Source organism: Rossellomorea sp. RS05, assembly GCF_039822645.1.
In the GTDB taxonomy this organism is placed as follows: Bacteria; Bacillota; Bacilli; order Bacillales; family Bacillaceae_B; genus Rossellomorea; species Rossellomorea marisflavi_B.
Genome location: NZ_JBDKWY010000007.1, coordinates 72,897 through 92,617 on the forward strand (window position 1 = coordinate 72,897; position 19,721 = coordinate 92,617).

19 protein-coding genes are annotated in these 19,721 nt (G+C 46.0%); 5 read left to right on the top strand and 14 right to left on the bottom strand.

The window, feature by feature from the left end:
• Nucleotides 1-35 precede the first annotated feature (35 nt).
• From ABJ225_RS16665 to ABJ225_RS16685, 5 genes are all read right to left on the bottom strand, one after another.
• Nucleotides 36-191 (bottom strand): DUF1540 domain-containing protein, encoded by a 156-nt coding sequence (locus ABJ225_RS16665; RefSeq protein WP_079514148.1) that lies wholly within the window; start codon nucleotides 189-191, stop codon nucleotides 36-38.
• 70 nt (nucleotides 192-261) lie between these two features.
• Entirely contained in the window at nucleotides 262-1,239 is a 978-nt protein-coding gene (locus ABJ225_RS16670; RefSeq protein WP_347321131.1) for a hypothetical protein, read from the bottom strand.
• Between the two features lie 194 nt (nucleotides 1,240-1,433).
• Nucleotides 1,434-1,607 (bottom strand): hypothetical protein, encoded by a 174-nt coding sequence (locus tag ABJ225_RS16675; protein ID WP_218246740.1) that lies wholly within the window; start codon nucleotides 1,605-1,607, stop codon nucleotides 1,434-1,436.
• A complete protein-coding gene (locus ABJ225_RS16680; protein ID WP_347321132.1) occupies nucleotides 1,604-2,281 on the bottom strand; it encodes an ABC transporter ATP-binding protein in 678 nt (225 codons plus the stop codon). Before ABJ225_RS16680 ends, ABJ225_RS16675 begins: the two co-directional genes overlap by 4 nt.
• Before the next feature lie 11 nt (nucleotides 2,282-2,292).
• Nucleotides 2,293-3,996: a hypothetical protein gene (locus ABJ225_RS16685; RefSeq protein WP_347321133.1), complete on the bottom strand. Its 1,704-nt coding sequence runs from the start codon at nucleotides 3,994-3,996 to the stop codon at nucleotides 2,293-2,295.
• A gap of 469 nt (nucleotides 3,997-4,465) precedes the next feature.
• Between ABJ225_RS16685 and ABJ225_RS16690 the strand changes: the two genes are divergently transcribed.
• Genes ABJ225_RS16690 through ABJ225_RS16700 form a run of 3 tightly spaced genes read left to right on the top strand, consistent with a single transcriptional unit; the run spans nucleotide 4,466 to nucleotide 8,301 of the window.
• Nucleotides 4,466-6,169 carry a molecular chaperone HscC gene (locus ABJ225_RS16690; RefSeq protein WP_347321134.1) on the top strand — a complete coding sequence of 568 codons (1,704 nt, stop codon included), beginning with the start codon at nucleotides 4,466-4,468 and terminating at the stop codon, nucleotides 6,167-6,169.
• Nucleotides 6,166-7,641 (top strand): J domain-containing protein, encoded by a 1,476-nt coding sequence (locus ABJ225_RS16695; RefSeq protein ID WP_347321135.1) that lies wholly within the window; start codon nucleotides 6,166-6,168, stop codon nucleotides 7,639-7,641. Before ABJ225_RS16690 ends, ABJ225_RS16695 begins: the two co-directional genes overlap by 4 nt.
• A 15-nt stretch (nucleotides 7,642-7,656) precedes the next feature.
• A complete protein-coding gene (locus ABJ225_RS16700; RefSeq protein WP_347321136.1) occupies nucleotides 7,657-8,301 on the top strand; it encodes a DUF1266 domain-containing protein in 645 nt (214 codons plus the stop codon).
• A 43-nt stretch (nucleotides 8,302-8,344) separates the two neighbouring features.
• Here ABJ225_RS16700 and ABJ225_RS16705 read toward each other — a convergent pair whose 3' ends face one another.
• From ABJ225_RS16705 to ABJ225_RS16720, 4 genes are all read right to left on the bottom strand, one after another.
• Entirely contained in the window at nucleotides 8,345-9,700 is a 1,356-nt protein-coding gene (locus ABJ225_RS16705) for a 6-phospho-alpha-glucosidase (protein WP_218246746.1), read from the bottom strand.
• Nucleotides 9,697-11,256 carry a PTS transporter subunit EIIC gene (locus ABJ225_RS16710; protein WP_347321137.1) on the bottom strand — a complete coding sequence of 520 codons (1,560 nt, stop codon included), beginning with the start codon at nucleotides 11,254-11,256 and terminating at the stop codon, nucleotides 9,697-9,699. Before ABJ225_RS16710 ends, ABJ225_RS16705 begins: the two co-directional genes overlap by 4 nt.
• Nucleotides 11,257-11,383: 127 nt before the next feature.
• Complete coding sequence (locus ABJ225_RS16715) at nucleotides 11,384-12,178, bottom strand: MurR/RpiR family transcriptional regulator (RefSeq protein ID WP_159642820.1); 795 nt, start codon at nucleotides 12,176-12,178, stop codon at nucleotides 11,384-11,386.
• Between the two features lie 66 nt (nucleotides 12,179-12,244).
• On the bottom strand, nucleotides 12,245-12,676 hold the full coding sequence (locus tag ABJ225_RS16720; RefSeq protein ID WP_063191277.1) for a MarR family winged helix-turn-helix transcriptional regulator: 432 nt from the start codon (nucleotides 12,674-12,676) through the stop codon (nucleotides 12,245-12,247).
• A 175-nt stretch (nucleotides 12,677-12,851) separates the two neighbouring features.
• On the opposite strand from ABJ225_RS16720, the gene ABJ225_RS16725 reads away from it, so the two are divergent.
• Both ABJ225_RS16725 and ABJ225_RS16730 read left to right on the top strand, forming a co-directional pair.
• Nucleotides 12,852-13,250, top strand: coding sequence for a CidA/LrgA family holin-like protein (locus tag ABJ225_RS16725; RefSeq protein ID WP_053429765.1), 399 nt, complete (start codon nucleotides 12,852-12,854; stop codon nucleotides 13,248-13,250).
• Nucleotides 13,223-13,915, top strand: coding sequence for an LrgB family protein (locus ABJ225_RS16730; RefSeq protein ID WP_218246749.1), 693 nt, complete (start codon nucleotides 13,223-13,225; stop codon nucleotides 13,913-13,915). Before ABJ225_RS16725 ends, ABJ225_RS16730 begins: the two co-directional genes overlap by 28 nt.
• A gap of 476 nt (nucleotides 13,916-14,391) precedes the next feature.
• Here the strand turns inward: ABJ225_RS16730 and ABJ225_RS16735 are convergent, their stop codons facing one another.
• The 5 genes from ABJ225_RS16735 to ABJ225_RS16755 all read right to left on the bottom strand — a co-directional run bounded on the left by ABJ225_RS16735 (nucleotide 14,392) and on the right by ABJ225_RS16755 (nucleotide 19,543).
• On the bottom strand, nucleotides 14,392-15,357 hold the full coding sequence (locus ABJ225_RS16735) for a class F sortase (RefSeq protein ID WP_347321138.1): 966 nt from the start codon (nucleotides 15,355-15,357) through the stop codon (nucleotides 14,392-14,394).
• Between the two features lie 58 nt (nucleotides 15,358-15,415).
• A complete protein-coding gene (locus ABJ225_RS16740) occupies nucleotides 15,416-16,747 on the bottom strand; it encodes a copper amine oxidase (protein ID WP_347321139.1) in 1,332 nt (443 codons plus the stop codon).
• 186 nt (nucleotides 16,748-16,933) lie between these two features.
• A complete protein-coding gene (locus ABJ225_RS16745) occupies nucleotides 16,934-17,257 on the bottom strand; it encodes a hypothetical protein (protein ID WP_347321140.1) in 324 nt (107 codons plus the stop codon).
• Between the two features lie 20 nt (nucleotides 17,258-17,277).
• A complete protein-coding gene (locus ABJ225_RS16750; RefSeq protein WP_347321141.1) occupies nucleotides 17,278-18,876 on the bottom strand; it encodes a DUF6792 domain-containing protein in 1,599 nt (532 codons plus the stop codon).
• Between the two features lie 19 nt (nucleotides 18,877-18,895).
• Entirely contained in the window at nucleotides 18,896-19,543 is a 648-nt protein-coding gene (locus ABJ225_RS16755) for a hypothetical protein (RefSeq protein ID WP_347321142.1), read from the bottom strand.
• Nucleotides 19,544-19,721: the final 178 nt, after the last annotated feature.

Consider the following 19,721-nt stretch of genomic DNA (forward strand, 5'->3'; position numbering starts at 1 on the left):
ACAAGACAACCCCATGGTTGCCTTGCTTTCGGTCATTACATACCCGGTTCGAACGTCTTACAGTCGGTTTCCTTGCTGTCATGGGCTTCATTTCCTCTGTGACTCACCACAAAGATCTGATCAGCCGAACAGCGTTTGCCTTCTTTATTGTAGCGGCAGTTACTGACTTCGCATAGTACATCTTGTGCCATATCATTCACCTCCCCGTATTATTTAGAATTTACTTTTTTGGGGAGGTTCATACAGGCCTTTTGTGATCATTCATTCCTCTTCAGGTGGAAAACATCGATCGAAATCTTCACGGGCTTTCACATCTTCAACAGTGCATGGTGGTGCTTCTTCCAAGTTAAACATGTTTGTGGACGAAATCGGATATGCCCCATACCCATTCTCCTGTAGGTATTGAATGACGGGAAGGGCTGCTGATGGAGAATCCGTTGCCATTTCTATGTAATAATAGGGATTGACACTTCCTGACTCTTCCAGAAAATCTACATGTTCCGCCTTCGCCATAACCAGCCTCGGTTTATATTGATACGATAAGGATTTAACCAGTTCATATAACTCTTCATTTAAATCCAACTTACTTTCGTCTTCTTTGAACTTAAAGTAGTTATTCACCTCTTCGGAGAACGAAGCTTCATCCCCTGATCCGAAAGGACCGAAAAGGTGTTTGTTTTGTCCTTCTTCCAGTTGGAGGACGGCTTTAGTTGGGACCGGAGCCATTTTCTCTCTCATGGAATTCAACAGGCTTACCACCTTATCTGCATTAAACTCGTCGACATCGGTTGAAGCACGATAAGTAATGACCGGCTCCTCACTACCAAGTCGATCTTCAAGATGCGTCTCCTCGACCACCTCGAGATAATCAATTCCTTCACCTTCCAGATCGGTCATCCATCCTTTGTACTCTTGATCGTTTTCACTTAAGTATTCGTGTTTATCACGAATATACTCATCTTCAAAGTTCTTCAACCTGGACTCGATGCTACCTGTGAAAGTGAAATCATCCTCCTTCGATTGGAATTCAAGAAGGCGGGTATCACCGAAAATCGCCATCAATACGATGATCAGCGTAGATCCCATGCCGTAATCCTTTTTCATCGATGTCATCTCAAACTCTTCTCCGTACTTTTCGCTGAGTTCTTTTTCTGTATACTCCTTGACACGTTCTTCATACGTCTGACATCCAGACGTGATGATAGCCGATAAGCCGAGGATCAAGAGCAGCTTTTTCATATGTATCCCTCATTTCTCCCATACCCTAAATTCAAATTATTTACATTATTTAAAGGTTATACCACATGAATTGGGTAGTTAAAACCTATATGCAGCCTTATTCACAGAAAAAGCCTGAAAATCCGGTCACTCGATCATTAACCGGATTTAGCTTGAGATGGCGGCTCCTTCTCCATCTGTTTGCCAATTTGTTATCAAGCCCTATTATTTTTAAGGTAATCGGTCAATGTCACACCCAGGACCGCGATCAGAATGAGCGAGATGATGACCGAATCCTTCATATTCCCTTGAAAGAGTGAGAAAGCGAGGGGAATAACGGCAAACAAGACGAACAAAAGGCTTGATAAGAATAGGTGTTTCTTCTTCATGAATTGACCTCCTCCTGCATCATATGGATAAAGTAATCTTCCAAGCTAGAATGGGTCTCAGAAATGGTTTTAAGCGGTACCTTTTCACCGAGAATCCTTCCATCTTGAATAAGGACGCAGGAGTCACAGAATTCCTGGGCGACACTGAGTTGATGCGTGGATAACAAGATGGCATTGCCCTCGGCGGCATACACCCTCAGAAGATCCTTAACCAGCCTCATGTTCAAAGGATCGATACCGGAGATGAACTCATCAAGGAGCAGTACATTCGGCTTCGGGATAAGGGCAGCGTACAGGGCCACCTTCTTCTTATTACCGAGGGACAACTCTTTGATCTTCTTATCTAGTTCTTCTTGCAACCGGAAAGCTATGTGATCCGGGAGTGCGTTCACCCGGTGGAGCTCCTTCATCATCTGTACATATTCCCGGACCGTCAGCTCTTCATACAGAAGCGGATCATCAGGTATGAATACGGATGTACCATCGATGGAAATTTCTCCTTTATCTGCTTTGTAAAGCCCTGCGGCAACTTTAAGGGTCGTTGTTTTCCCTGCTCCATTCTGACCAAGGAAAGCGACGATTTCTCCCCTGGAGACCGAGAATCCGACATCGCGTATGATGGCCTTGTCCCCGATGGTTTTTGTCATATTCCTGAGCTGGATACGTTCGTTCATTTCCATTCCTCCTAGAGGTTCAATTGATCAAGGTGGGTCATGCGTGTTAGGCGTCTATGCATAGCGAATAACAAGACGAAGATAAACAGAACCATAAGCAATAGGAGCCCCGGTCCGATCACCCAGAGATACGACCGGTAAGAAAGACTATCTGTAAGATAAAAGGCGCATGGTAGCATGAACACCATCGGGATCATGACACCGACAACTGCTCCGTTAGCCATATTCCGGATCTTCTCCTGATCCGGATAGTCCTCAAGCTCTTCGAGGGAAGGATAGTGAAAGTGAGGAGTCAGAACAGATGGCAGGTACATGATCAAGCTGAATAGCATACAAGCGCATAAATGTGAGAGAAAGAGAATGATAGACTCTGTGACTCCGGGTTTGACCAACGTAATCATGATGACATCACCGACAACCAGTAGCGGGACCGTCATCACAAGGAAGAGATGGAGCCTTAAGCGCAGGATGGGCCAAATCCCTTGATCGGGATGCAGATGGGATTGGACTCTCTTTCCTACACCATCCATGGCATGGATGCCATTTAGCGCTGAAAAGCTGGCTTGGGTATAAAAATAAACGAAATAAAAAGTATAAAAAGAGAGAACCATATGGAACATCTTGCTCCCGTAATCGATGCCGTCAAGAAACCCCCATATGAGGCCCATAAAGATCCAAAAGGAAAACGGACCCAAGATAATGGGAAACCTTGAAAGGAAAAAAGTTGAACGAAGATCGTTCCGGGTCATGAACTGGAGATGCCCTTTTCCTCCCGACCATATCAGGAGGAATGATATCCATTTTTCATAAAAAGTGAACGGATACCAGCTTCTTTTTGTATCTGAATGATACCGGGTGGGAAGATAGAGAAGCACTCCTGCCACCAACAACCCAGTGAGGAAGGGAAGCCCTCCATTTCCCGTTGCCAGCTCGGCAAGCAGGTTATGTGGCCAAAAACGCCAGTTGAATACCATCGAAATCGACGAAGTCATCGAAACGATGGAGGCACTACCCGTATCCAGCCACCCAAAGTAGGTCTCTTTCTCGACGGTCTTTGATGTAAGGGGGAATTGCTCCACCCACGGGACAAGCTTCCTGGCAAACTGTACGGATAAGACCAAAAAGGCAATCCGCATGGCAAGCTGACATGTCATCCTTATGAAGAATGATGGTTTAGTGGCTTGACGACTGAGAGCCAGTCCATAGTAAGACGCAGCAAGAAATCCGAATAATATGTAGAAGAGCCATGCAAGCACCATGGTGATCACTGGGGCCGGAAAATAACTCTGAACGGCAGCCATGATCGGTATGTAGACCATTAAAAATTTCTTGGATTCCCAGAGTAGCAACTCTGACTCGACCATTGTCCTGGCCCGGGATAAAGTGAGCTTCAAATTCACCTGTAGCCATTCACCGTCAAGAGACTGCTTTTGCTTTTTGGCAGTCGACTTGCCGGACACGATTGCATTCAGGAAGATAATGAAGAAAAGGACTGACCAGATGAGATGAGGATCTTCCCTCATCGCTTTTATAAGATGATCCATCACCGCATAAAACACATTTGAACCAATATCGAACTTCCCATTAATGATCACTTGCCCCATTGTCACATAACTTGTAGCATAGAGTAGTACTGCCTTCATGATGCCCCATGCCAATAGCCATTTCCAACTCAGATAGGGTGTGAGAAATCGGCTCCGATACTGATCCTTCATCCTGACTTTCCATCTCCATTTTATCCAGTGGTATACCATTGCGGACCTCCGTATGTTGTAATGCAAGGTAGTTGGGCATATAATCACTACTTTGCATTACCAAGTAGTAACCCAACTATATCCAATTAAGGAAATAAAGTCAATTGGTTGTTCTATATCCCTTTCTCTTTTTATTGTTTTGCATTCACTTCATCGCGAAATAGGAACCAGTCTTATTTCTTTGAAAATTCCCAAAACAATGGTTTACACCTGGGTCATTAAGGGTATAAATCCCTGTTATTAATTGTAAAATAATTCTTTTGTCCTAATCGAACAAAGGTCATATGATTCATCCATAACAATTGTTATTCTAGTAAACTATTTAGTGGTATACACGTCCCATCTTTTCCATTTAAGGGGTATGCCAATCCCGACGATCAAAAAATGATCAGTGACCGGCACTGATCTGACTGAAAAAGGAGAGAGAACTATGACGACGATCGGCATTGACTTGGGCACGTCCAATAGTCTGGTATCCTACTGGACCGAGGACGGTCCCGCACTTATTCCAAACGTACTGGGGAGCCATTTGACCCCTTCCATCATCAGTGTGGATGAATCAGGAGAAATACTCGTTGGCCAGGTGGCGGAGGAGCGACTGATCACACACCCTCAAGAGACCGTGGCCGCATTCAAACGCCATATGGGTACACAAAAGACTTACAGGCTTGGGTCGTACACCCTTTCCCCTGTTGAATTATCTTCCTTCGTCCTCCAATCGCTGAAGCGGGACGCGGAGAGTCATCTTGGTGAGGATGTTTCCAAAGCCGTCATCAGCGTACCGGCATATTTCAATGATAAACAAAGAAAAGCAACAAAACAGGCAGCGGAAATGGCGGGGCTGAAGGTAGAACGCCTAATCAGTGAACCGACGGCCGCTGCCATCGCCTACGGGTTCCACAAGGAGGAGGAAGATACGAAATTCCTCGTCTTCGACCTTGGGGGAGGGACCTTTGACGTTTCGATCCTCGAGCTGTTCGAAGGGGTTATGGAAGTGAAGTCGGTAGCCGGCGATAACTTCCTAGGCGGAGAGGACTTCACGTCCATCCTCATGAATGCCTTTCTGCAATCGGAAGGTCTCAAGGCGGAAGAACTCGATTCCCAGAAACTCTCCCTCCTCTTTAAACAGGCGGAGGAATGCAAGAAAGCACTATCAGGGAATGGTCAGTCATGTACCATGACCCTCAAGGCGAACGGACGGGTGCGGGAAATGGAAGTGGGTCGGAAGCGATTCGAGAAGCTTTGCCAGCCCCTCATGCTGAAGCTCCGAAAACCGATCGAACGGGCCCTTCGCGATGCGGACCTCATGGTGGATGAGATTGACGCCATCATCCTCATCGGTGGAGCCACCAGGATGCCGATCATCAAATCGACCGTGAGCAAGATGTTTGGCAAGCTCCCGTTCCTGACCATCCACCCCGATGAAGCTGTCGCTCTCGGTACGGCCGTGCAAGTAGCCCTGAAAGAGCGGAACGAAGCCGTCCAGGAACTGATCCTGACAGATGTATGTCCGTTTTCCCTCGGAACGGCGATTTCCAAACAGGTCGGCTACGATCAGTATTCCGACGGTCATTTCTTCCCCATCATCGAGAGGAACACCCCGATTCCGGTCAGCCGTGTGGAACGATTGGCCCCGATCGCAGATCAGCAAAAGACGATCACCCTTGAAGTCTATCAAGGGGAAAGCCGCATGGTGGAGAACAATTTGAAGTTGGGCTCACTGAAAGTCGATATCCCACCCGGACCTGCCGGAAAGGAAGAAGTAGACGTGCGCTATACGTATGATGTGAACGGTCTTCTCGAGGTGGAGGTGACCATCCTCAGTACCGGGGAAAAGAAGAATATGATCATCGCACAAAGCGACAGCGGCCTGTCCGATAAGGAAATGCAGGAACGGATGGAGCAGCTTGCCACCATCAAGATCCACCCCCGTGAGCGGACGGAGAACAGACTCCTGGTCGCCCGCGGAGAACGCCTCTATGAGGAGGCACTCGGAGACAAACGAAGTGTGATTGCAAGAGCCATCGAACAGTTCGAAATGTCCCTTGGAACCCAGGATGATCAACTCATCAAGCGCGCATCGGCTGAATTCAAAGAAGCACTAGACCAATTCGAAAGCTGGAATAATCTATGACACAGTGGGAAATGCTCGGCATCGAACCGACGGATGACCTCTCCGTCATAAAGAAAGCCTACTCCAGGCAGTTAAAGAATCATCACCCTGAAGACGATCCTGAAGGGTATCAGAACCTGAGGGAAGCCTATGACAGCATCACCAAGATGGTGAAACAGCAAAAACGCGCGGAAAAGGAAGCAGCCTTCGCGACAACGGACGAAGCGGAAATGGAAATGGACATCCCGGAAGAAGCAATCACAGAAGACGAAGAGTATGTCCCTGCCACCAGTCCCTTCCCCGATCACATCGGCTCCCTTCATGAGCCTTTGAGTGACGTTGCTTTGCTCCTTGATCAGGTCGAGGCCCTGTACGTCGACTTTGAAGCAAGGCTCGATGAGGGGCGCTGGATGGATCTCCTTGATCAAGATGTACTATGGAATATGGAGCTTCAACAGCGGGTGAGCGAAGAAATGTTCTTTTTCATCTGGCATCACTGTCTCCTTCCGAAGAGGATCTGGCTCCTCCTTGAAAATCAGTTCGGCTGGCAGCAGATGCTGAAGGAAGGAAACCATTCACTTGATGAGGAGGACGCCGAACATTTCTACCGCTTCTATGAGCGGCGCATCGGCTATTTTCCGGCTCTACGCTATGACTGGACCATCGGTGAGGAAATGGATCATGAGGCCTTCTTCCATGCCCTTGAGTCTGCTTACGATGAATGGTTCAAAGGAGACTTCGAAGCATCTGAAGCACACGCGAAAACGGCGCTTTCACTCTTTGACCGTCATCCCGATGTCCATAAGCTCCTCGGGCAGCTTCATCTCCACCAAGGACGGGTGAAGCACGCTCTTCCTCACCTCGTGGAAGTAACGAAGCTCGATCCCGATGACCTGGATGCCCAGCTATCCTCGACGCGTGCCCTCTACGAAGGTGGCGCCTATGAGGAATCCGCCGCCGTCCTTGCTTATCTGATAGAGTTGGAACCGGAAAACACGGACTTCTTGAACCTTTACGGGAAGGTCTTATTCAAGCAGAAAAAGCTTGTGGAAGCCCGCAGGGTATTTAAAAAGGTCAAGCACATCAATCCTATTGGAGATTCTGAAGTCCTTGTGTACCTGGCGAACATCCACCGGATCATGCGGGAGGATCCTGGGAAGTTCAATGCCTCCATGAAAGATATCAAAGCGGAATTATATATGTACTCCCCCGGCAAGAAATTCAAAGTGTTCTTATGGAACCAATTCAGATGGAAGCTGATCTTTTCCTATATATTCTTATTCGTAAGCTGGCATCAGCTCGGCAATTTGGCTGAAGAGATCCATATGAATCGTGTTGCGTTTACATTGGTGACCATTTTCAGCATGGGCTCTGAATACAGACAGCCTACGTCAACCATTATCTGGACCCTGATCTGGACAGCGATCCTTCTCTTGGCTCTGATACAGATCTTCAAGCAGTGGAATCGCATCAGACGGTCATTGGTGGCTTAGAAAGGAGAGATTTCCATGAATAAAGACCAACAGCGGTTTATCGATACAATGGCTTCCTTGAACTATACTGGAGATCAATCTTACTATGGCATACTCCATTACAAACCCCGTAAACTTCCATACTCCCAGGCCAAAAAAATCCTCGAGTATTGGGGGATCGTGGATACTGAGTCGGCCCATGCCACACTGACCTGGTTTCTTGAGGAAGGATTGCGCAAGGATTTCAATCGTATAAGGAACATCCTTTTATTTATGTCAGACGCTGACAGGGAGCATTGGGTCTCTTCCCTCGAAGACGAAAAGACCCGGAACCAGTTCAAGGTCGTAAACCGGTACCTGCACAAGTTGAACAGCAGTAGCATTGCAGGTGCAGATTATGGATTCTGTGTGATGTTTGCTCAAAATGCGTTTCGCATGGGGTTCATCTCACTCGACGATTCGGATGAGTACGCCCTTCAAGCCGGTAGAAAGGCTCAGAAGGACTTCCCTAACTGGAGCGATTACTTGATCTCCCACTCGGCAGGAGCAGAATTCAATAAAGAAAACGAAGAAACCACAGTAACCTTCATGAAAAGTCAGCAGTTCACGCTGACAAGGGTTCTGACAGCTCCCAACAGTCCTTTAAGAAAGGTGAGCTGGAATACGAATCTAGCCTTGTAAGCAAAAAAAGCGCATGCCCGCGGCATGCGCTTTTTCTATTGAATTAAACCAATACACCTTCAGAGAACGATTTGTTCAGGGTCGGCCAGTACGCTTGATTCGCTTCGATAAGATCATCGAGGATCTTTTTCGCCACTATGGCTGAAGGAATCGTTTTATTAAGGGTGAAGGCCTGCAGTGCCTTTTCATAGGATCCTTCTGTGATGGCTTCCACCAGGATCTTTTCAGAGGCAAGCTGCTGGTCGATCATGGCTTTATGGAAATAAGGGATTTCTCCTACATATTCCGGTACCGGACCATCACTCGTGATGGAGGCAGGCACTTCGATCATGGCATCAGCAGGCAGATTCGGGATCGTCCCGTTGTTCTCTACCATGACGAGATGGCGTTCTCCCAGGTTTTTCGCAAGGGAGACCGTCACATCCACGATGAAGATGCCGTGAACGCCCACATGGAACGCGTCTTCAAGGACTCCCGTCTCTTCATACTTCCTGACGGTTTCAAACAGTGATTTCTCGCGTCCATCCATGACTTCATTGGCGCGGGTGTATTCCTTATTGGAATTCTCCACGATGTATTCCGGCAGCAGATAATATTGAAGGTATGGATTCGGCAGATAATCCGGGAAGAAGTCCATGATCGGCTTGATGTTCTTGAACGTCTTAATCCATGACGCATCCGCATGTCGATAGTCGATCTTCGATACGTCTTCCGTCAGGAGGCCATGATCACTCACATGCTTCCTCAGCTCAGGAAGGCGGTCGACGCCGTCCACTTCCACCCTGGTGAACCAGCCGAAGTGATTCAACCCGAAGTAGTCCACTTTCAGCTCATCCCGTTCAACCCCGAGGATCGCACTCATATTCCTCATGGTGGCGACAGGCATATCACAGATATTGAGGACGCGAGCATCAGGACGCAGCTTCCTTACCCCTTCAGCGACAATCGAAGCCGGATTCGAGTAGTTCACGATCCAACAGTCCTTCTTCGCATACTGCTCAACAAAATCGATCAGCTCCACCATCGGGAAGATCGTTCGCAGACCGTACGCCAGTCCACCCGGTCCGCATGTTTCTTGTCCTACCACGTCATGGGAGAGGGGGATCTTTTCATCTAGTTCCCTCATAGCATATTTCCCGACCCGCATTTGGGCGAAAACGAAGTCCACGTCCGTGAAGGCCGTCTCTGGATCAGTCGTATCAAGGACTTTGATGGAATCGGAGTATTCACGGATCACGGCTGTTGCTGCCACGACGACCTTCGATTGTCGCTCGCCATCAATATCGTAAAATCTGATTTCCTCAAGCGGAAGGTCCTCCAGACGATCCATCAGACTCCTTACAATCCCTGGCGTATATGTGCTTCCTCCACCTGCAATTGCTAGTTTATATGTTTTCATAGCTGCATTCCTCCTAGATTTTGATCGACTTGATCCCGTACGGATTTCACGTTCAGACCATAGACTACCTGTACGTTATTACCTGACTTGATGACTCCTTTAGAGCCGGTTTCTTTTAGCTTCTGCTCATCGACCGCTCCCGGATCCTTCACGACAAGGCGAAGCCGGGTATAACAGTTGTCGACGTTTTCAATGTTTTCACTGCCTCCAAGGGCGGCAACGATCGTTTCCCCAAGGGGTGCTGCGGTTCCAGGGGAAGCAGTGCCAGCGCTCTTCTCCTCTACCGGAGCCTCTGTCTCTTCTTCGCGACCCGGTGTCTTCAAATTAAGCTTCAGAATCAAGAAGCGGAAGACGACGAAGTACACGGCAAACATGAGCAGTCCGACGAGGATGAACATCGGCCAGTTCGACTTGGTCGTACCGAGGGGCAGATTGTAGAGCAGGAAGTCGATGATGCCGTTTGCCCCGATGGCATGGACCCCAAATACATTCAGGAGCATCATGCCCGCTCCTGTCAGGACAGCATGGACGACGAACAGGATCGGAGCCGTGAATAAGAAGGCGAACTCAAGCGGCTCTGTCACCCCGAGAAGGAAGGACGTGACGGCTGCCGGAAGCAGGATGGCCTTGGCCATTTTCTTTTTGTCCTTGTTCGCCGTTACATACATGGCAAGGGCCGCACCCATGAGACCGAACATTTTTGCAAGTCCCCTGGCATCCCAGTTCACCGTGCTGCTCAGCACCTTCGTGCCGGCATCGGCCATTTCCGCAAAGTAGATGTTCCGTGCCCCGTAGACGACTTCCCCTGCCACTGTCGACGTTCCGCCTAGCTCCGTGTAAAGGAATGGCGTATAAACCAAGTGGTGGAGACCCGTTGGGATGAGGATCCTCTCAAGGAATCCATAAATCAAGAAACCGACGTCCCCAAGGCTCTTGATCCCTCCGGCCATGGCCGTGATCCCGTTTTGGACATATGGCCAAAATTCAGCGGCTAGGAAGCCGAGGATCATAGCACTCGGTATTGCCAGGATGGCGACGAAGCGATGTCCGGAGTATATGGAGAGGACACCCTTGAATTCCGTGTTACAGTATTTGTTGTGAAGGATTCCTACAAGGGCCCCGATCAGGATACCGGCGAACACGCCCATTTCAAGGACTTGTACGTTCAGGACCATGGCTTGTCCCGCAAGTTGCATCTCTTCAGCAGGTACAAGATTGCCTGAGATCTTCAATACCTGGTGCATGGCATTGATGAAGATCACGAAGGTGACAAGCCCTGTTAGAGCGGCATATCCCTTATCCTTCCGCGCAAGACCGATGGGGATCCCGACAGCGAAGATCAGCGCCAGATTCTGAAGGATCGATACGGCTGAGGACGAGATGAATGTCCCGAAGTTTTGTATATAGGGATGTGCAAGGAACGGTACATATTCTGCAAGATTTCCATTCCCGAACACATTTCCGAAAGCAATGAACAGACCGATGATCGGTAGGATTAAGATCGGTGCAAATAATGATTTTCCGAATGTTTGAAGACCATTGACGACTCTTCTCATGTGCAGCCTTCCTTTCCTGTGAAGTAAACGCTATCATTTACATCCAAAGTATAGCGCGGATAACCGGCTCATGTAAGGGATTACAGGGAATCTGTACAGTGTGAACAAAAGATGTAACATGTTACATCTAATATTCTTCAATGATTCCCTGCTCAATGGCGAGGCTCAGGAGGATGTCGATCAGCATGAACATATTGGACTCATAGGATGTCACCTGGAATTCCTGCTGTGACTCGATTGTGGGGTCGAAGACGGGGAAGACGATATCGGCAAGGGCAGCCGTCGTGCTTTGACGATTCCCCGTGAAGAGGACGGTCTTAAGGCCTTTGTCCTTGGCGATCTGCACCTTTTCAATGACCTTGGCCGTCTCCCCGGATCGTGAGAAGATGATCAAGAGGTTGTAGCGCTGGATGTTATTGAAGAAAATCGCCCTGCTGTCACTGGTGGACGTGTTGGACACATAGTAACCATAAAGCTCAAGCTTCTTTGCCAGGTAATTGGAGAACAGGGTGGAGAATCCGGCTCCATAGAAGTAGATGAGGTTGTGCTGCTTCAGTTCATCGAGGAATTGTTTGATGCTGTCTTCCCCGATGGAATCAAGGGTCCAACGGGCATTTGAAAGAAACTCTTCTTTTTTCCTGACGAGGGGATCGTGAAGGCTGGTGGCGGGACCGGGATCCTGCATATTTTTCACTTTCAAGCCCAGGTTGAAGATAAATTCGCTATAACCGCTGAATCCGAGCTTCTTACACAGGCGGATGATGGAGGTGGTGGAGACGAACAGCTGATCCGCCGCCCTCCGGATGCTGAGCTGTTCTCCTTTATCATGTGATTCGATCAGAAACGAGAGGATTTCTTCTTCCGAGGGGTTCAGATCGTGATCACTTGCATAATCCAAAAACAATTTCTCTGTTTTTTTCATGTTCACTCGTACCTTTCTGTGATGGCAGACCTATATTCTGTACCCCTATTTTCTCATGTTTAGGCCTCAATCAACAAATCCCCTGTTCAACCTGGTAAGGAATTCACCGAAAAGCGCCCGTTCCTCTTCACTCCATCCGTCCATCCATTCATTGTAGCGCTCCAGCCTCAATCGCTTATCTGCTTCGAGCTTCTCTTTGCCGAGCTCCGTGATCTTGAACATCCTGACGCGGCCGTCACCTGGATCGGAGAAGCGCTGGATGAGTCCTTTCGTCTCCAACCCACCTGCCTGTCGGGATAACGTGGAAATATCAAGCTTGAAGGTATCGGCGAGGTCTTTGACCCGTGATGGCCCGAATTCATCGAGCTGGCGAAGGAGCAGATAGGAAGCACGCTCCAGGAACCCGATCTTCCGTTCAGACTGATCGAGGTAGACGGCTCTTCTGATAAAGGTCGTCAATTCATATTCAACACGCTCTAGAGGGTTTAATTCATCCATATATTTTCGCTCCTTTTCGGTATGAAAGCTGACAGATTCGTTGACAAATGATCAAATGCTTGTATAATACAAATATATTAATTGTATCGTACAAGCAATTCGCTGATTTGTAAAGCGTTTTCTTACCGAAAACTTACGTGAAAGAAGGGTTCAAAGCTGTTTTAACAGCGACGTTATGAAAGTACTCCGCATTATTTTACAAGTCGGAATTTTATATGTGTTTTCCTTTGCAGGAGGTTGGATTCAACAGGCATTGGACCTTCCGATTGCAGGGAGCATCGTCGGTCTGCTCCTTCTCCTTCTGTGCCTTGCAATCAAAGTCGTCCCGGTTGTGGTCGTAGAAGACGGAGCAAGCTTCCTCCTGTCCATCCTTCCACTATTATTCATTCCCGCAATGGCGGGCGTCATGAATTACCCAGGCCTTGTATCACCAACCGGGGCCGCCTTATTCTTGATTGTCATCGTCAGTACCGTCGTGACCATCGCTGTAGCCGGACATGCGAGCCAGCTCCTTGAGAAAAGATCAAAACGGAAGGAGGAAAAACGATGCAGCAATTCCTGCTCACAATCGTAAGCATTGCGGCAACCGTGGGGATCTACATCGTCATGGCGGGAATTTATAAACGCTTCTCCCTTCCCGTTCTGATCCCCGTTTTGACCTCCACGATCATGGTGGTCGGTCTCCTTGTCGGCTTCCATATTCCTTACGAAGACTACATGGTCGGTGGACAGTGGATTCATTCCCTGCTCGGCCCGGGTGTCGTGGCACTCGCCTATCCACTCTATAAGCAGAGGGACGTCATCCTGAAGTACAGCCTGACCATCATCGGAGGAGTCTTGGCAGGCCTTCTCACTGGCATGATGAGTGGATTCCTGTTCGCACGGATCCTTGGGATGGATCATGATCTGATCCTCTCCATCATCCCTAAATCGATCACGACTCCTGTAGCGATTCAGATCGCCTCAGGGATCGGCGGCGTACCGGCCATGACCGTCGTCTTCGTCATGGTGGCCGGATTCTCAGGCGTCATCCTCGGACCGATGATCCTCAAATGGGTACGGATCCGAAGCAAAATGGGACAGGGCATCGCCCTCGGAAGTGCATCCCATGCCCTTGGCACCTCAAAGGCCATGGAATACGGTGAGCTTTCCGTCTCCATGAGCTCTGTCTCCATGACCCTGAGCGCCCTCCTCGGCTCCGTCATCGGACCGATTGTAGTCTGGCTGTTCCAGATCTGAAGAAGACGAAGTTGGGAGAAGATATCCGATGAGCGAAGCACTGAAATCGGTAGGTTATTGAGCTAATTCGAAAAGAAAAAGAGAAGATCCACTACCTAAAGAATATAAAGATCAGTTCTTGATGCCCCTATATTGGTTGTGTAAGCAAACACAACCAATATAGGGGCTTTCTCATTTCAACCCTGGTACATGCACAACAAAATTAGAATCACAAAGTGGATTGGAGCGAAAGGCGCTTGACTCCTGCGGGAAAGGAGGAAAGGTCGAGATCCCGCAGGCGCAGCCGAGGAAGCTCGACTTCCTCCCCGCGGAAAGCAAGCGCCTGCAGCGAAAAGGAACGGTCCTGATATGTGCTCCACCCTATATGCTAAACACCAAAGCCAATATACTATCTACACAAAAAATGGCCGATTACTTGAGATTCACTCTAGTAATCGGCCGCTTTTCTCTTATGGTTTTTTTTATATTTCTATCCGTTATTCCCCAGGAACCTTCTCAGATGGCTTGGATTCGTTTTCCTGGATGTTGACGGTGGTGACGTAATAAGAGTCACCCTCTTCATGATTCTCATCGAAGAAGCTTTTCCGTTCATGGGCAGAAATGCTGGCTACGTGGGTGTACTCTTCTTCAGAAGCAGATTTTTTATAGACGCGGTAGCCGATGACGTCGTCTGCACGGACGGCGTGCCAATTGATTACATTGGATTCCTGGGTGACGTCGGTCGGCGCCTCAGGCGTTTTTTCCTCCTGCTTCTGCTTTTCACTGATCAGCTCTGTGTACACGACCAACCGATCTGGATACTCATGCTTATCGTGATCGAACGTACCGGTACAGGTGATGACATTGAGCTTCCGTTTATCCGATGAACCGAAAATCTTTTCGATTGGTGCATCATTATAAGGGTAGCTCTCTTTTGATTTTACTTTGAACGTGCGCTCATTACCGTTTTCGTCGGTAAGGGTAATCGTTTCCCCGACCTCGATGTTCTTCAGATAAAAGAAGATGGCGGGACCTTTTTTACTGTCGACATGCCCTGCCACGACGGAACTTCCTTTCCCGCCCGGCTTTGGACCGCGGTCATACCATCCGGTCACTTCTGTAGACTCCGGAACATCCATTTCACCGGATTCCTTCAATCCGACAGGGATCACCTTGGTATCGATATCCATGCTCGGGATTTGGATCCTTACGGGAGTAATTCCCTCTTCTTGAACCTTTAATTGTTCTTCCAGCTCGGCTTTCTTCTTCTGTAAAGAGTCAAGAAGAACAAATTCTTCCCCTTTGTGGCCAATCGGTCTCGTCTTTTGCTTTGTCTCTTTCTCAGCTTTCACCTGTTTTTTCTCTGACGTCTGCTGAGGTGTGGTATTTTCCTGGGCGAATACCTGGAAGCTTATGATGCTGAGGAGCATGACAGTCAATACGATCAATAGTCTCTTTTTCATCTTCTCACCTCTAGTAGGAAAAAGAGAAGAGCGGTAAAGCCCTTCTCTCTTCATTTAATTATTGTTGGTTTGATACTTTTTTGCGGATAAGGAATACTCCAGCTGCTAGTAGAGCAGTGATTCCTGCTGTCCAAGCCATGATTGGTGCATTAGAGTCTTGTGCAGCTCCACCCATACCTGTGTTAGGCATAGCAGATGGCATATCGGAACCTGCGAACATATCAGGGTTTTGTTTCACGATGGCATCTCCAAGCGCTTTACCTACTCCGAACATGTACGCATATCCTTCACGGAAGTCTGCAGTGCTTGCATCGTAGTCTTCAGCTAAGTAGTCATCGAATGCTTTCAATACTTGCTCTTCGTGGCCTTTTACTGCTGCGATGGCATCTTCAGCAGGTAGATTTCCTTCTGTTGCTGTTCCAAGGAAGTTACCGAAGTCTTCAGAGAACATGCTCAGGCTTTCACGAGCTGCTGCTTCTTTTTCTTTATCATCAGCCAATACAGCTGCTACTAGATCAGATTGGGCATTGATGTGCTCGCCAGTCCAGATCTTTTCGAATTGTGCTGCACCTTCATCTCCGTAGATGGAAGCAATGGCTGCTTTGAAGTCTTTTGTGTGCTCATCTTCAGCCCAGTTGGCGAAGTCATAGTCAGCTGCTCCGTCAACGCCTTTTTGCATTCCCATTGTTGCAAGGGCAAAGTGCTCTGCTGCCAGATTGTTCAATGTAGAACGAAGGTCTGCAGCTGCAGAATCGGCTTTTGACCCTTCGAATTTATCAGGCATTTGCGTCACGATTGCTGTTGAAAGAGCTTTACTGATGTCGAACATACGGTCATATCCTTCGCGGAATGAAGAGAAGTAGCCTTTGTAGTCTTCTTCTACATATGCATCAAATGCGTTAAGGACATCTTCTTCATGTGCCTTCAGGACTTCAGCGGCTGCATCTTTAGGAAGATTGTCTTCCGTTGCTGTGCTAAGGAAAGTCGAGAACTCTTCTACGAATTCATCCACTTCTTTTTCAGCGGCCATTCTCGCATCTTCATCACCAGATTGAGCGGCTTTTACAAAGTCTTCTGAGTAAGCATTATGTCCGCGGAAGATTCGTTCGAATTCCTTCGCTCCTTCTTCACCGTAGATGGATTCGATCGCAGGCGTCATATCCTTGGCGTTGTCATCCAGTGCCTTCATGGCTTGTTTTTCGTCCGGTGCGTCGTTATAATCTTTTACCATTGCGTCAACCGCTAGCACAAAGTGCTCTGATAGAAGTTGATCAAGAGTGGAGCGCAAGTCTGATGCCGGAGTGACGGCTGTCGGTTGCTCTGCTGCGAAACTTGCTGTCGGTGCAGCCAGTAGGGATAGCCCAAGTACAGGTGCTGCGATTTTTTTCATAAGCTTTGATTTTTTCAATGTATTCCTCTCCTTTTATCCTGGTTTTTTATATTTACACTAAGATAACGAGAGGGTTTTGTATTTGGATCACTTTTTTTAAAAAAACTTTTAATATTTTCTTATTTATGTTGTATGAGTGGATTAAAAAAAGGCCTAAAGGCCACTGTAGTGTAGCTTCTTCTAAGTTTATGAATCGACTTCAGAATAGTAAATTGTATATGAGCGCTCATACTCATCTTCAATAAACCGAACAAATGAATCTACATGAGTGAATTGGTAGATGTTATACATTATTAAATTGTCCTCTGTTTTACGATTTACTTCCTCAAGAACTTCAATTATTGAATCAATATACGCTCCTTCCATGCTATTTAAAATTTGAGAAGACCCACAAAATGTATTAGTAGCTTCTTCATTCTCTTCCTTAATAGAAGAAAGTCTATGTTTACACTCTTCACCAAATGCATTCTCATCAAAATTAAATTTATATTTCCCTTTTACACTCGGCAAGAAAGTATCACCTCCATCTTTTAAGATTTAATTACATTTATATATTTTGAGAGCTCTTCATCTTTTTCAAACATCTTTATATATGTTTCTTTAAACTTTTCAAGGAAGTTTTCCATTTCACTTATCTCTACCTCAAATAAAGAAATCAATTCTATTATTGGGGTTTTTATTCTTCCATCTAAAAGAGAGAAGTCTTCATCAAATGTAACGCTCCTAGCTTCCCTATCTTTCCCAAGCTTCCCCCAGAACCCATATTGATTATTTGTTTCTATTAAAAAAGCTTGTGGAGAGGCACTCTTCGCATCAATTTTTTTTATTATTTCCGACTGTTCTTTAGTGTATAATTCAGTCATTATATTACTCTCATAATTTTTCAAGTTATTTAGAACTTCTTTTTTATCTGTAAGACCTAACTCGCAGCGATTTAGAAATTGATAGAGTGTTTCAGGTTCAAGCGTAATTTGTTTATTAGATACTGGGTCGAGCCTAACATATCGTACCCTAGCTTTACTTTTCTCTTTATCATAAGAACTTAAAACGATCTCCAAAGAATGAAGGTCCATTTGCCCCCATGCGTCTTTGATAGAACTAGTTTGCTTCCAAACTCCCGGGCTAAAAATCACATCTCGAAAAGTTTTAAATGGGCTAAAGATCATTTCTTTCCCTGTTTGTGTATTACTTGCTTCCACGAACAATTTAAATGGGGACTGTCCTAACTCTTCTACACCTTTAATGCCACCGTTTCTTTCATCTATTCCTCCAAGATCATTTAGCCAGCGTTCTATTCTCCCGTTATAACTTATTTCATCATATAAAAGGGGAAGGTTCATTACACCAGGTTCATAAGGATAGCTTCCTACGTCTACAAAATCATCTACACCAGAATCTTCTCCAAACGTTACCACTTTACCAAGATACATCTTTCCGGGAAAGGATTGAGCATAGAGTGGTTCACCTTTTTGTCGGTAGTTAATAATTTTATGTACTTCTTCACCATAGTAATCATAGATGTATTGGGACATTTTTTGTGGAGGGATTTTTTTAGCATCAGAATATCCTTTTCCCACTAAATAGCTTTTGAACAATGAATCAGCTTCAGCTAAATGGTAAGCGTTAGTGGGAGCACCATTGAAACCTCTTAAATCTTCAAAATCCTTACTAATCAATATCAATCCAGATGCATTGTTCACTCCTAAAGAGTACGCATCTGCATAATTTTTTGGAAGAACCTTCTCCGAATCAATTTCTATAACTTTATTTACATTTTCTTTGAATTTCACTGAGTCTTCTAATTGTTCCGTATTAGAACCAACAGCGATTCCTGCCACATCTGTCCAAACATCATTAAAATTAGATGGCTCAGTCCCCCTAAAAAAGTAATACACCTCGTTAACGTTTTCGTTTATATCTAGGATATGTACCGCCGATACATTTAAGCCGGACACACTACCAATACTAAAATCATTTTGATTATATACATTAACTGTAACTCCGTTATCTAATTCCCCCTTACCATGTGTAATAATATCAATTACATTCTCATTAGATAAACCATCCTTATTTTCCATTTTCAATAAATTATTTCTAGTATCTTCATCAAGAAATGAACTATTACCCATAAATTTCACTCCTTATGTTCTAGAATTTAATACTTTTTGCTATCCGTAATATGAATTTTTTTTCAGATTGCAGACTTACTTTTTCACACGAAGAATTTTCAGGACAAACCGTTAAAGAATGAACTTTTATTGTCTCACCTGTGCTGGGATTTCTAATCAAGCTAACCACTAAACTTGGTCCATACTTTGCCGGGTCCCGTTTAATTAATTTTGCATCTTTATCGAAGTAGTTGTTAACATAGCCAATATATACTTCTTTTCCATTTAATCCCTTTTTATTAATTGTTTCATACTTTCCCTCAAAACTATAACGTTCAAAAAAAGCATCAGTAATACTGTCGCTACTGGTGTATAAAATTTTTATGGAGCGCTGTAGTGCTTCTTTGTCGTTACTTTTAGGTGACATGTTCCAAGATTCAAACCCTTTCTTTTCTTGAAACGTTCCTCCTTCAATTGCAAATTCTTCAGGAAACAACATAGAATATTCGTTTTTCTTCGATGTATATCTAAAAAATCCGTCACTCGTTCTAGATTCCTTATCTAAATGACTTGCTGTCAACGAATCTTTTAAAGCAGTAGGACGTTCTGCCATTTTCATAAAAAACCAACCTCCTAATACAATAATAATTAGAACCATAAAGCCAATAATCAATAGTTTCTTTCTCATATCCCCACTCCTTTTATGTATGCACTACTCTTTATAAGCATTGTAGCAGGAGCCTCAAGCTAAAAGTTAGAATTTACCAAAAATAGCACCTTTTCATTACATACATTCCACAATAATTCCAATTATAAACATTAATGTATATTTTTTATTCACTGACTTAGAGTCGCTCCGAAATTTG

What these genes read in the sequence shown, in the direction of transcription:
- ABJ225_RS16665 (WP_079514148.1), bottom strand. Translation starts at nt 191, where the DNA reads ATGGCACAAGATGTACTATGCGAAGTCAGTAACTGCCGCTACAATAAA.
- ABJ225_RS16670 (WP_347321131.1), bottom strand. Translation starts at nt 1,239, where the DNA reads ATGAAAAAGCTGCTCTTGATCCTCGGCTTATCGGCTATCATCACGTCT.
- ABJ225_RS16675 (WP_218246740.1), bottom strand. Translation starts at nt 1,607, where the DNA reads ATGAAGAAGAAACACCTATTCTTATCAAGCCTTTTGTTCGTCTTGTTT.
- ABJ225_RS16680 (WP_347321132.1), bottom strand. Translation starts at nt 2,281, where the DNA reads ATGAACGAACGTATCCAGCTCAGGAATATGACAAAAACCATCGGGGAC.
- ABJ225_RS16685 (WP_347321133.1), bottom strand. Translation starts at nt 3,996, where the DNA reads ATGAAGGATCAGTATCGGAGCCGATTTCTCACACCCTATCTGAGTTGG.
- ABJ225_RS16690 (WP_347321134.1), top strand. Translation starts at nt 4,466, where the DNA reads ATGACGACGATCGGCATTGACTTGGGCACGTCCAATAGTCTGGTATCC.
- ABJ225_RS16695 (WP_347321135.1), top strand. Translation starts at nt 6,166, where the DNA reads ATGACACAGTGGGAAATGCTCGGCATCGAACCGACGGATGACCTCTCC.
- ABJ225_RS16700 (WP_347321136.1), top strand. Translation starts at nt 7,657, where the DNA reads ATGAATAAAGACCAACAGCGGTTTATCGATACAATGGCTTCCTTGAAC.
- ABJ225_RS16705 (WP_218246746.1), bottom strand. Translation starts at nt 9,700, where the DNA reads ATGAAAACATATAAACTAGCAATTGCAGGTGGAGGAAGCACATATACG.
- ABJ225_RS16710 (WP_347321137.1), bottom strand. Translation starts at nt 11,256, where the DNA reads ATGAGAAGAGTCGTCAATGGTCTTCAAACATTCGGAAAATCATTATTT.
- ABJ225_RS16715 (WP_159642820.1), bottom strand. Translation starts at nt 12,178, where the DNA reads ATGAAAAAAACAGAGAAATTGTTTTTGGATTATGCAAGTGATCACGAT.
- ABJ225_RS16720 (WP_063191277.1), bottom strand. Translation starts at nt 12,676, where the DNA reads ATGGATGAATTAAACCCTCTAGAGCGTGTTGAATATGAATTGACGACC.
- ABJ225_RS16725 (WP_053429765.1), top strand. Translation starts at nt 12,852, where the DNA reads ATGAAAGTACTCCGCATTATTTTACAAGTCGGAATTTTATATGTGTTT.
- ABJ225_RS16730 (WP_218246749.1), top strand. Translation starts at nt 13,223, where the DNA reads ATGCAGCAATTCCTGCTCACAATCGTAAGCATTGCGGCAACCGTGGGG.
- ABJ225_RS16735 (WP_347321138.1), bottom strand. Translation starts at nt 15,357, where the DNA reads ATGAAAAAGAGACTATTGATCGTATTGACTGTCATGCTCCTCAGCATC.
- ABJ225_RS16740 (WP_347321139.1), bottom strand. Translation starts at nt 16,747, where the DNA reads ATGAAAAAAATCGCAGCACCTGTACTTGGGCTATCCCTACTGGCTGCA.
- ABJ225_RS16750 (WP_347321141.1), bottom strand. Translation starts at nt 18,876, where the DNA reads ATGGGTAATAGTTCATTTCTTGATGAAGATACTAGAAATAATTTATTG.
- ABJ225_RS16755 (WP_347321142.1), bottom strand. Translation starts at nt 19,543, where the DNA reads ATGAGAAAGAAACTATTGATTATTGGCTTTATGGTTCTAATTATTATT.